The sequence below is a fragment of the Paraburkholderia sp. J8-2 genome (assembly GCF_905220195.1).
Taxonomy (GTDB): Bacteria; Pseudomonadota; Gammaproteobacteria; order Burkholderiales; family Burkholderiaceae; genus Paraburkholderia.
In genome coordinates this window covers 1-11958 of the sequence record NZ_CAJMZA010000062.1, presented here as the reverse complement: position 1 = coordinate 11958, position 11958 = coordinate 1, and the positions used below count along the sequence as shown (strand labels likewise).

Sequence of the window (11958 nt, the reverse complement as noted above, 5' to 3'; positions counted from 1 at the left end):
AAATCCTGGTATTCGTGCGCTGCCACGCACGGTAGATGATCGTAAGCGCCCGCCTGGCCAGGCTTGAGCCGTGGTCACCCGCCTGGATGACCTTGAACCGGTTGACTTCGCGCAAAGCCGCGCCAGAACCCGGGCCCAGTGATGGGCGCTGTCGCAGGCTTCCATGACGACACGGCTCGCCGGCCGGTTGGCGAGAACGGTACGAACTGGGCGCGTTTGAGCGCCTTGCTGTGAATCGTGCCGGTCTTAGGCTCGACATAGTGAATCTGGAAAACGCGCTTGCCAGGTCGATGGCAATGGTCGTGGGTTCCATCTGGTTCTTCTTGGCGGCAGGATCTGCCGAACCAGCAATGTTGCACGCTCTGGACGCGAGTTTGTAGCGTCGGATGGCCCGCTAAGGCTGGAGGCGACCATTCCATCTAAATAGCCAGAACACGACATTTCTACTTGGGACCCACATCAAAAACTTCGCTAATTTGCATTATGTTAAATAAAGCATGAAATTCGATCCGAGCACGGCACGCTCTACTTAGGACATCGATGAGTTCGCCTGGCAAATGCTGTGAACCTGGCTAGCAGAATCAACGAGCTTCAATGGATGCACGCCCGGCATGCGTCGAATGGCCTTCATACGATGGGCAGCCTGCACCGAATATCCCCGGCATACGCTACTCGCGACATCGGAACAGCATGGACTAACGTGACAATGTCCGCGCGGCGAAGCTGACGAAGCCTTCGTCTGCTACTATCGTGAGCATCCTCGCAGGTCTTGTCACACCAACGGCTAGACGTACATTACAGTACGATTCAGATCCGGAGGGCAGCGTGTCATGCCAGCTTCACTGATCGCCTACTGCGGCCCCGCAGGCACTCCTGAAGATCTGTGGCTGCGCTGGAACACCGATCCGTTGTTGCTCACCGCGCTTGCGGCTCTGGCATGTGTCATTGCCCGCGGGCGCAGCGCCGATGCACGCGCCGCCTGGCTCGCGCTCGCGCTCATGGTCGTCGTATTCGTCTCGCCGCTTTGCGCGCTGTCGTCAGCGTTGTTCTCGGCGCGAGTCACGCACCACATCATCCTCATCGCCGCCGTCGCGCCCTTGCTGGCACGAGCCTTTCCGCTGCGGCGCATTCCCTCGCCTCCTCTCGTGCCGGTGGTCGCCGCACATGCCGTCATCGTCTGGCTCTGGCATGCACCGGGGCTTTATACGTGGGGCCTCGCCACCGTGCCCGCCTACTGGTTGATGCAAGCCACACTGCTTGGGAGTGCATGGTTGATGTGGCGCAGCATATTCTCTCCGCAAGTCCAGACCGGCGTCGCATTGATGGCGCTGGTCACGACGATCGGGCAGATGGGCCTGCTCGGCGCCCTGATCGTCTTTTCTCCTCGTCCGCTCTACGTGGTGCATTTCGCCAGCACGGCCGCGTGGGGACTCACGCCGCTCGCCGATCAGCAACTGGCCGGACTATTGATGTGGGTGCTCGCGATGATCCCTTATCTCGCCGCTGGACTCTGGATCGCATGGTCCTCGCTGCGCGCCGGGGAGCCCGCACTGTGACGACCGTCCTGAAGTTCATCCATCTGGCCGCGATCGCGATCTGGTCGGGCGGCCTCATCGTGCTGCCGTTCCTGTTCTGGCAGCGGCGCACGCTCCCGGTCGGGCCGGAACTCGACCGGTTGCACCGCATCACGAGGCTCGTCTATGTCGAACTGACCTCACCCGCCGCCTTCGTTGCCATTGCAAGCGGCACGGCACTGATCTTTCTGCAGGCCACGTTCGTTGAATGGTTCACGGTGAAGATGGTGTTCGTCGGCATCATGGCGATGCTGCATGTCCTGGCCGGTCTCGTGCTCCACCAGCTTTTCCTGCCCGAGGGGCACTTGAGCCGCCTTGCGTCGATTGCTCTCGCAACCGCTTATGTGTTTGTTATCGTCGCGATCATCTGGGTCGTACTCGCCAAGCCGCACATCCCCTCTAGCACGTTCGCCCCGCACCTGTTCGAGCCCGGCGGGCTCTCCCGCTGGCTGCATCAGTCCTTCGGGGAAACCAGAATGCCAACGCCATGATCGAACACGAGCTTGCCTCCATGCCAGCCGGCGAAGCCCGTCATCACCGTGGCGAGGACCGACAGCGCGAGCCCATGCGGCAGCACCTCTGCGGGATAGAGATGGCGCAAGCCCCAGTTGGCGCCCGCGATCGCGAGGAGCGTCATGGCTGCCACGGCATGCGACCAGCTGGCTTCCCGCAAGCGGATGCCGCGCACGAGCAGCAGTTCGGCCGTACCGGCAATGCTGGCTCCCACGCCGCTCCAGAACGCAAAGCCGGCGGCCCACAGACCCGCCCTCACCCAGAACGGATCGCCCGACCACCAGTACAGGACGTCGACGCCCAGTGTGGCGACCACGAATGCAATCGGGAAGTGCACCATCATCACGTGAATCGGGTGACCGACGAGCGCGACGACCGAGCCTGCATCGAGCCGCAACAACTCGAGCATCACTTCGCTGTGGCCTTGAGATCCGGAATCTTCTTTCTTTGCCATGGTCAATCCCCCCTGCGACGAAGGCGTGATACCTCAAGCCATCATAGTGTCTTGCGTGTGCTCGTCCAAGCCGGATTGGTCGCCGCGTTGTCCGCCTGCGCCGGTCCACTCTCGACGCTCTCGCCGTCCGGGCCTGCCGCGGCTTCGATCGCCGGGCTCTGGTGGGTCATGCTCGTGGGTGCGGCCGTGCTGTTCGCACTCGTGCTCGCGCTGTTCTTCCTCGTCATCCGGCGACCGGGTTGGGGGTCGGGGGTGTCGCCCGCGCGCTGGATTGTGCTGGGCGGCCTCGTGCTGCCGGCCGTGATCCTGATTCCCCTCATCGGCTATGCGCTCCATGCCGGCGAACGGCTGCTGCCGCTGCCGGGCCGCACCGCGCCGCGCATCGAGGCCATTGCGCAGCAATGGAGCTGGACCTTCCGCTATCCCGATGCGGGCGGCCTCGAAACGAAGAACGTGCTGCACCTGCCCGCTGGCACGCCCGTCGACATCGTCGTCACGAGCGAAGACGTCGTGCATGCGTTCTGGATTCCGCGCCTTGCCGGCAAGATCGACGCGATCCCCGGGCATGAAACGCGCCTGCGCGTCGAGGCCGATCAGCCCGGCCAGTATGAAGGCCTGTGCAACCAGTTCTGCGGTCTCGGCCATGCGGGCATGCACTTCTCGGTGATCGTCGATCGTCCCGAAGACTATTCCGCCGCCCTCAAAGAAGCGGCCGCCAGCGGGGAGGTGAAGAAATGAGTGTGCCGGTCGAGCCTGAGTCACACGGCATGAACGCGCTGCGGCTGCACCGCCAGCTGGCCGCCATATGGGCCACGGGCCCGGGTGTCCAGCGGCTCTCCTCCGTGAACCACACCGTGATCGGCATGCGCATGATGATCACCTCGTTCGTGTTCTTCGCGATCGCGGGCGTCCTCGGCATGCTGACGCGCGTGCAGCTCGCGAGCCCACATGCCGCCTTCATGGACGCGGAGACCTACAACCAGGTCTTCACGATGCATGGCTCGATGATGCTGTTCCTGTTCGCGATTCCCATGGTGGAAAGTTTCGCGGTCTACATCACGCCAAAGATCCTCGGCACACGCGACTTCGCCTTTCCGCGGCTCACGGCCTACGGCTACTGGTGCTACCTGTTCGGCGGCACGATCCTGACCGTGGCGCTCATCATGCACGTCGCCCCCGACGGCGGCTGGTTCATGTACACGCCACTCAGTTCCAACGTGTATACGCCGGGGATCAACGCCGATGTCTGGCTGCTCGGCGTGACCTTCGTCGAAATATCGGCGCTCTCGCTCGCGATGGAGATCGTCGTCTCGATCCTCAAGATGCGCGCGCCGGGCATGTCGCTGGACCGCATGCCGATCTTCGCGTGGTACATCCTCGTGACGGCCATGATGATGATCGTGGCCTTTCCGCCGCTGATCCTCGGCTCGATCATGCTCGAGGTCGAGCGCGCGTTCGGGCTGCCGTTCTTCGACCCGCGCCGCGGCGGCGATCCGCTGCTCTGGCAGCACCTGTTCTGGCTGTTCGGCCACCCGGACGTCTACATCATCTTCCTGCCGATGGCGGGCGTGCTCTCGACGATCATCCCCGTGTTCGCGAGGCATCCGCTCGTCGGCTACCGGACCATTGTGGTGGCGATCATCGCGCTTGCGTTCCTGAGCTTCGGCATCTGGGTCCACCATATGTTCACGGTGGGCATTCCGCATCTGGCGCTGGCGTTCTTCTCGGCGGGCTCGGCGATCGTCGCGGTGCCCACCGCGATCCAGTTCTTCGCGTGGCTCGCCACGCTGTCGCACGGCCGGCCGCGCTGGGATGTGCCGATGCTGTACATCTTCGGCTTTTTCTTCGTGTTTACGGCGGGCGGCCTGACCGGCGTGATGCTCGCCATCGTGCCGTTCGACTGGCAGGCGCACGACACCTATTTCGTCGTTGCGCATATGCATTACGTGGTGGCCGGCGCCCTTGCCTTTCCGATGCTGGCCGCGTTCTATTACTGGCTCCCGTTGCTGACCGGCCGCACTGCCGTGCACAGGCTTTCGCTGCCCGCCTTCTGGCTCGTCTTCATCGGCTTCAACATGACCTTCTTCCTGATGCACCTGACCGGCCTGCTCGGCATGCCGCGGCGCATCTTCACCTATAGCGGCGACGAAGGCTGGAACTGGCTCAACCTGCTCTCCTCGGTCGGCGGATTCATCATGACGATCGGCTTCGCGCTGGTGGCGATCGATATCGTCGTGCAACTGCGCTTCGGCAGACGCGTGCGGCGCAATCCGTGGGATTCGACGACGCTCGAATGGGCCATGCAGATCCCGCCCGCGCCCTACGCGTTTGCTTCGCTGCCGCGCGTTGGCGCCCAGACGGACGGCATCGGCCCGGGCCAGCTTGCGGTGTCGCTCGCGCGCGGTGAAGGCTATCTCGGCTTTACGCGCAACGGCTGGCAGGAAACGCTTGGCGTACACATGACGTCGGGTGAACCCGACCAATTGATCGTGCTGCCGAACGCGACGTATCTACCGCTATTCACCGCACTCGTAACGGGCGCCGCGGTGCTCGCGATGCTGTTCAAGTTCTACCTGCTATCGGCCGGGCTCGCCTTCGTGACGTTCGGCATGTTCGTCTTCGCCGGCCAGCGCGCGGGACTGCCGCGCGACTATGGTCCGCTGCCGGTGGGCCACGGCGTGAGCGTGCCGCCGCATACGGAAGTGGCGAGCGCGCCGTCGTGGCTTGCGCTCGTCTGCGCGCTGGTCGCGAACGGCACCCTGTTCACTTCGCTGATCTTCGGTACGTTCTATCTCTGGATCGCCGCGCCAAACTGGCCCGCTGCCGCGACGCCGCAGCCGAGCCGTTTTCTCGTAATCCTCACGATAGCGGGGCTCGCCGTCGCGGCGGCGGCTGCGCGCGGCTCGCTGCGCACCACGACGGCGGGCGGCAAACCGTATGGCTGGATCGTGCTTGCCGCACTCGCACTTTTGGTGGCGCTAGCCGCCGACGTCGCGTTGATCTCCGGCGTCACGCCAGATCCGCGCGCGCATGCGCTCGGCGCAACGGCTGCCGCACTACTCGCTTACATCGCACTGCATGCCGGCATCGGACTGCTTTTTCTCGTCAGCAACCTGCTGCGCTTGCGCGCGGGCTTCATCTCCCCGCGGCGATTCACCGACCTGCGCCTGTCGCGCTTGTGGCTCGACTACACAACGGTGACGGCGATCATCGCGCTCGGCCTCGTGCTCGCGTTGCCTGGACTCGTCGCGATGCTCGGAGCGCGGCCATGAACGGGCACCCGCTTGCACCACGGCGGCTGTGGTGGCTGGCCGTCGGCTTCACGATCTGGTGTCTTGCGCTCGTGACCCTGTATGCGCTGCACGCAATCGGTTGCGCATTCGGCTGGCCGGCAGGCCCGCTGCGCCTGAGCCTCGTGATCGTGCTGCTCGCGCACCTCGTCGCGATCGGCTGGCTGTGGCGCTACCGTGCGGCCGCGCGGCGCGACCCCGGTCCCGAGCCGATCAGCACCTTCCTGCATACCGTTGTCATCTGGACCTTGATCGCGGCGCTTGCCGCCACCGTCATCACGTTTGGGCCCGCGCTGTTGCTGACCACCTGCATTTGAGCAGTGCGTAGCAAACCTGGCGTAGAGGGGGTTTCATGAAGGCTCGCGATCTCGTGCGCAAAGCCATCTGGTCGGCCATCTATCTGCTCTTCATACTCGCTCCGCTTTTCGCGCTGCTCGCGGGCAATCTGCCTCCCGCGCGCAATTTCGGCACGGAGTTTTCGGTTGCGCTCGGCTATTCCGGACTTGCGATGATGGGTCTGCAATTCGGCCTCACCGCCCGCTTTCGGCACGTCACTGAACCGTGGGGCGAGGACGTCATCTATCACTTTCATCGGCGTGTCTCGCTGCTGGCCGTGGGTCTCGTCGCGGCGCATCCGCTGATCCTGATCGCCATCCGCTCGGAATCGCTCGCGATGCCGGACTCGATCCGGGATATCCCCTGGGGCGCCCGCTTCGCGGTCCTGTCGATTGGCGCGCTTGTCGTGCTCGTGGTAACCGCCCTGTGGCGCAAGCAGCTGAAAATCCGCTACGAGACGTGGCATCGGTCGCATATCGTGCTCGCGCTAACCGCAATCGGCGCGGGCATGCTGCACATGGTCGGCTGGGGCTTCTACCTCGCCGATCCGTTCAAACGGATTCTGTGGATCGGCATGACGATCTTCTGGATCGCGTTGCTGCTCTACGTGCGCATCGTCAAGCCGCTCTTCATGCTGCGCAGGCCCTATCGCGTCGTCGAGGTCCGCAGCGAACGCGGCGACACCACCACGCTCGTCATGCAGCCCGAAGGTCACGCAGGGTTTCGTTTCAAGCCGGGCCAGTTCGGCTGGCTGACGCTATGGGCCAGCCCCTTCCGCATCACCGGGCACCCGTTTTCGTTCTCGTCGAGCGCCCAGGCGCCGGACGGGCGCGTCGAAATGACGATTCGCAATCTCGGCGACTTCACTAGCGCTGTCAAAACGGTTACGGCCGGGCAGCGCGTGTATCTCGACGGCCCGTATGGCGCGTTCACGATCGGCAATCCGACCGATATGCATGTGCTGATCGCGGGCGGCATCGGCATCACGCCGATGATGAGCATGATCCGCACGCTTGCCGATCGCGGCGACAAGCGTCCGCTGGTGCTGCTCTACGGCAGCAAGGACTGGGAATCGCTGACGTTTCGCGAAGAGCTGGACGCGTTGAAGGAGCGGCTCGATCTGAAGGTCGTCTATGTTCTCTCGGAGGCGCACCCGGGCTGGACCGGCGAAACCGGCCGCATCGACGCGGACCTGTTCAGGCGTCACCTGCCGCCCGAGTACACGGACCACGAGTACTTCATTTGCGGGCCGGATGTCATGATGGACGCCATCGAAACCGCGCTGGGCAACATGAAGGTGCCGATTGCCCGGTATCACTCCGAACGCTACAGCTTCGTGTAGGAGAACCACCATGCGCCGCTTGCTAGCCGATCGTCTGGTCGTTGCCACGGGCGTGATTGTCGTTGTGCTCGCACTCGTGTTTGCGTTCGTGCGGGTGGCGTCGCGGCAGTAGACTTTCGCTTCGTATTCAGCGCTATTGTGGCGGCTATCGGAAACTTTGCAGGCCGGACACGTCAGCGCGGCGTGCGGGAATGGTCGATCGCTGCGTTCGGTGCGACCGTGCCTGCCGCGAAGCGCGGTGCGGCGTTCGCCACCAGAATGAGCGCGGCACCGGCGAGGCCGCTCGACACATGTTTCAGCGCATGCCCGGCGAGCACATGATGCGTGAGCTCCCACACCTGCCAGTCAAGGCTCTCGAAGATCTTTGCCACCCCGTAGAAAACGATCACCATTGTCCAGCCCAACACGCTGTCCACCTTGCGCGTGAGCGTCAGGCCGACGATGAACATGAGGCCGCCGAACTGCAGGATCGCGTATGGCCACAGGCTGTTGAGCGCGAGCCAGTAAGCGATCGTGCCTAGTGACACGGCAACCATGATCAGCAACGGTACCCAGCCCACGCGCTGCCCGGTGTTCGACGTCCAGAGCATCGCCAGGATGCCGGCGAAGACGATCGTCATCGGCAGGCGATCCCATACGAGCGTCGCGTCGGAAGGCGCCCAGTGATAGTAGGCCGACCCGATTGCCGTTAGCACGAGCCCGAATCCGGCGACGACCATGCCGGGGAATTTTGGCGGCTGCCGATTCTGCGGGTACGCGTTTCGCTGCGCCCAGCCGAGGCAGGCGGCCCCGGCCGCCAGAATGACGAGATTCGACAGCACGTCCGCCGCATGCGGTATCGAGCCCAGCGCGCGTTGGTCCGCGAAGTGGTGATACGACGCCGGCTGCGCGAGCGGCCATACCAGCTGCAGCGCCGTGCCCACCACGAAAAGCAGGATGCTGCCAAGCAGCAATCGGGGAATGTTCACGGAGCTCGTCTCCGGGTATGACGTCACACTCGACAGGCGCTTGCGCACCCTCCCCGTATGATCGGACAATCCGGGCCCGGTAACAAGGTTGGCGGGATCGGTTACGGCTCGTCGTAATCGCCGCCGGCCTGCTCGAGTTCCTTCAACTCCTCTGCGGGGTCTTCCGGCTTCCCGGCAGCGGTCTCGTGAGTGCGCTTCGGCGAATCGACAACAGGAGGGGGCATCTTGCCGATCCCCTCGTCGATACGTTGCAGGAGATACGGGAAGAACGGATTCGATGCGATCCGGAACATCGAGTCGAGCGTCAGAATCAACGTGCCGCGCTCTCCGCGCGGCGCGAGCGTACCCAGGTTGACATTGAAGTTCTCGTCGTCGCCCGGCTTGATGCCGTAGAGTGCGTCCGTCACGGGGAATGGAATCGCCACATGCGATAACGAAAAAATATCCGGCGGATAGTCGATCTCCAAAGGCCGAACATGAGTTTCCACACCGCCGGCATCGACACTGCGCTCGACCGTATGAGCCGAATCCTGTGACGCGTTGGCAATGACCGTGGTGCGATAGTTCTGCGGCCCGATGCGCAGCAACCGCGTGAGCGCGGAATAGGACGCGACGCGCAGGAAGGTTCTGAAGCTCACGCTGCGGTTCACGTCGAACAACACGATTTCACTGCCGTTTGCGGGAAGCTTGTCATACAGCGACGACATGACAGCAGGCGTGCTGACTGTGAAATCGGTCACCGACTGGAACGTCAGTACGGGAGGGAGCGAACTCAACCGGTTATCGCGTTCGAGCCTCGCCATCTGGTCCTGGATGGTGCTGGTAAGCAGCCAGGACTGACGCGCTGCGTTCACCGGGAACGAGTTGTATTTGAAGGGGTTGAATTCCGGCACGATGCCGAGCCAGGCGGCCCGCGCGAATGCAGGCAACACCGCGGGTAGGCCCACGAGGCCCGCAAACCGCGCGTAACGGGTCACGCCGATCATCGGCGAAATGAGCACGAGCCGGGTGGGACGCGTGAGCGCGGGGTTCTCGATGGCGTCCATCGCATATTGCAGGGCAAGCGCGCCGCCGTTCGAGAAGCCGATCAGTTCGAGCGGCTTGTCCGGGCCCACGCGCCGGCGCGCTTCGCGCACCGCGAGCCGCGTTGCCGCTGCCCAGTCTTGCCAGGTGACGTTGGTCAGTCCCGCAGGCACGGTTCCGTGTCCAGGCAAACGGATGGCGATCGCGACAAAGCCCCGGTCGCGATAGTTGCGCGCGATGTGCCGCAGACTGTAGGGCGAGTCTGTCATGCCGTGCAGCAGCACCACCGCACCAACCGGCGGCCCTGACGGTTCGAGTATGTACGAGCGGTTCCAGTCCTGAGCGAAGTGCTCTGGATAAATGGGCGAGCCTTCGTAGTAGCGGTTCGACGGGACACGCTCGGACGCCTTGACCTTTTCGACGACGTTGACGCGCACATCCTCGAAAAGCCGCGACTCTTCCCGCATGTACGCATCCCAGTCGCCGGCGTCCATCTCTTCTACGGTCATCTCGCGCGGTACGTAGGTGTGCCAGACCGACAGGTCCGGGCCGCGCAGCGAAGACCACGCCCGCAATCCCAATGCGAGTAGCGCGAGCACGACCAGAATCGACACACCTATTTTTATTACCTTCAGCGACGTGCGTAGCATTGGTTTTCTCTCGGAAGCAGCTTCAGAACACAGTATGGGAGATTCGCGTTTTTTTCGGTGAATCGCCGTCCTGGGGCGCCGGGCGTTGCTACGGCGCATCCGCCTTTTTGCTTTTTGCCGGCACGGCGCCCGGTTCGACCTTGCCAGTCTCAGGCGGGTCGACAATGCGCGCCCCTGCCGCCTTGAGGGCGGCCTGGAATTGCGGGGAGGCCAGGATGATCGTGCTCGCCGCGTTGCGCAAGCGATCGATTGCCTCGTCCGGCAACGCAAGTGAAGTCGGCAATTGATTGAGGCCGTCTCGCTGGGCTTTGTCGGCGAGTGCATCGAATGACACGTCGACCACATAGATATCGGTGTCGGGCGCTTCCACGGCCCGGGCCAGCGCGGGGTCCTTGTTGTCCCTGAACGCCTCGGAGTTGCGGATCTGGCGCAACAGCGCCCATCGCGCCTTGATGTCCTGCAATAGCTCGACGGATTCGCTGGAAAATCGATCGATCGGCACGCCGACAGCCTGGACAAGCGTCCGGATTGCGCCCGGTGGACGTTCGGAAAGGTTCCAGCTGGTCGACGGCGACGACGCCGCGTTCACGACGAAGATAATCAGCCTGCGTACGTTGTCGAGCGGCGCGGGTTGGCCGGCTTCGTGAAGCGCCTCAAATGTTCCGATGAAGTCCAGCACGCCCCTGAGCCCCAGATTGTCGGAAATGCCGCCATCGACGAGATGGAAATACGGGTTCTCGGTCGAGTCGACGATTTCGCGCAAATCCTGCAGTCGATTGAGGATACGGCTCGCGGATCTCTGCACCGTGCCGGCTCTGGCAAGCGCGTGACTCCACTCGGGTTCCTCGTAGCCACACGTGCCGCCGTAGTTGTTGATCGTAATCGGAGCCAGAACCACCGGCACGGCAGAGGACGCCGCCGCCGCGCGCGAAAGCTTGAATGGACCGAGATCCGCGCACATGACATCGAAGTTCTGCTGGAGAAACACGACGCGCGACCCCGTCGTCAGTTCCGTTGCGCTGACCGCGATCATCGGACCGCCCTTGCGCTCGAGTTCGGCGAATGTCGCGTTGTTGAACAGGACTTCGTCATACAGTTTTGCCGCCAGCTCGGAGCGGCTCCAGCGCGCGGAAGCCAGCGCGGGCCAGTTCACCGGGTTCAGGATCCGGGCGACGAGTTCGCGCTGTACGTTGCGCTTGAGAAAGCGGTCCTCGTAGAAGTCGAACAGATGCTTGCCGTAAAGCCCGTACGCCAGCGCGGTGAAGCTGCCGCCGGAGACGCCGGTGATCAGATCCACCTCATCGAGCAAGCGGATTTTCTCGCCCGACGCGCCCGTCACTTCGATACGCTGCAGCGTCTCCAGCGTTCCATAGGAAAACGCCGCCGCACGCATTCCGCCACCGGAGAAGGCCAGAATGACCATGTCCTGCCTGCCGGGCCGGTTGCCTTCCAGCCGGTCGAACGGGCTCAACTGCTGCGGGTCGTACTGAATGATCGGCGGGTTCACGGGCCGCGTCGCGCAACCGCAGAGCAATAGCAACGACGCGGCGGCGAGCCATACGGCGTACTTCCATGAACGCACGACCATGTCACGGGAGCCAGTGTGAATTCACCTGCCCTGCGCGGCGCTCACCTTTCGTTCGGCGCTCAGGGACACGGGCGTATGCGAATCGGCGATATCCACCCAGCCACCGCCCATGGCCTGATACACGCTGATCACCTGGTTATAGCGCGAGGCCTGCAGGCTGGCGAGGGTGAGCTCGGCGGAGAACAGGTCGTTTTCGGAGATCAGCACTTCGAGATAGCCA

Annotated in this window: 10 protein-coding genes and 1 pseudogene; 6 read left to right on the top strand and 5 right to left on the bottom strand. The window is 63.5% G+C overall.

Features of this window, described 5'->3' with window-relative positions; genetic code table 11:
• The first annotated feature begins 830 nt into the window (after positions 1–830).
• Positions 831–1556 carry a cytochrome c oxidase assembly protein gene (locus U5A52_RS42485; RefSeq protein ID WP_321940352.1) on the top strand — a complete coding sequence of 242 codons (726 nt, stop codon included), beginning with the start codon at positions 831–833 and terminating at the stop codon, positions 1554–1556.
• Positions 1553–2065 (top strand): CopD family protein, encoded by a 513-nt coding sequence (locus U5A52_RS42480; protein ID WP_321940350.1) that lies wholly within the window; start codon positions 1553–1555, stop codon positions 2063–2065. Before U5A52_RS42485 ends, U5A52_RS42480 begins: the two co-directional genes overlap by 4 nt.
• Here U5A52_RS42480 and U5A52_RS42475 read toward each other — a convergent pair.
• Positions 2029–2541: a DUF2231 domain-containing protein gene (locus tag U5A52_RS42475; protein WP_321940349.1), complete on the bottom strand. Its 513-nt coding sequence runs from the start codon at positions 2539–2541 to the stop codon at positions 2029–2031. The two genes, U5A52_RS42480 and U5A52_RS42475, sit on opposite strands and share 37 nt — an antisense overlap.
• Before the next feature lie 57 nt (positions 2542–2598).
• On the opposite strand from U5A52_RS42475, the gene coxB reads away from it, so the two are divergent.
• Genes coxB through U5A52_RS42455 form a run of 4 tightly spaced genes read left to right on the top strand, consistent with a single transcriptional unit; the run spans position 2599 to position 7509 of the window.
• Positions 2599–3279, top strand: coding sequence for a cytochrome c oxidase subunit II (coxB, locus tag U5A52_RS42470; RefSeq protein WP_321940353.1), 681 nt, complete (start codon positions 2599–2601; stop codon positions 3277–3279).
• Positions 3276–5813, top strand: coding sequence for a cytochrome c oxidase subunit I (gene ctaD, locus U5A52_RS42465; protein ID WP_321940347.1), 2538 nt, complete (start codon positions 3276–3278; stop codon positions 5811–5813). Before coxB ends, ctaD begins: the two co-directional genes overlap by 4 nt.
• Positions 5810–6148: a hypothetical protein gene (locus U5A52_RS42460; protein WP_321940344.1), complete on the top strand. Its 339-nt coding sequence runs from the start codon at positions 5810–5812 to the stop codon at positions 6146–6148. The genes ctaD and U5A52_RS42460 overlap by 4 nt, the downstream gene beginning before the upstream one ends.
• Positions 6149–6183: 35 nt before the next feature.
• Positions 6184–7509, top strand: a complete 1326-nt coding sequence (locus U5A52_RS42455; RefSeq protein WP_321940342.1) for a ferric reductase-like transmembrane domain-containing protein — start codon at positions 6184–6186, stop codon at positions 7507–7509.
• A gap of 173 nt (positions 7510–7682) precedes the next feature.
• Here the strand turns inward: U5A52_RS42455 and U5A52_RS42450 are convergent, their stop codons facing one another.
• From U5A52_RS42450 to U5A52_RS42435, 4 genes and pseudogenes are all read right to left on the bottom strand, one after another.
• Positions 7683–8477, bottom strand: coding sequence for a hypothetical protein (locus U5A52_RS42450; RefSeq protein ID WP_321915825.1), 795 nt, complete (start codon positions 8475–8477; stop codon positions 7683–7685).
• Positions 8478–8578: 101 nt separating this feature from the next.
• A complete protein-coding gene (locus tag U5A52_RS42445) occupies positions 8579–10150 on the bottom strand; it encodes an alpha/beta hydrolase (protein WP_321940340.1) in 1572 nt (523 codons plus the stop codon).
• An 88-nt stretch (positions 10151–10238) separates the two neighbouring features.
• A complete protein-coding gene (locus U5A52_RS42440; RefSeq protein WP_321940339.1) occupies positions 10239–11621 on the bottom strand; it encodes a patatin-like phospholipase family protein in 1383 nt (460 codons plus the stop codon).
• Between the two features lie 138 nt (positions 11622–11759).
• A pseudogene (locus U5A52_RS42435) lies at positions 11760–11958 on the bottom strand (hypothetical protein); the annotation flags it as partial.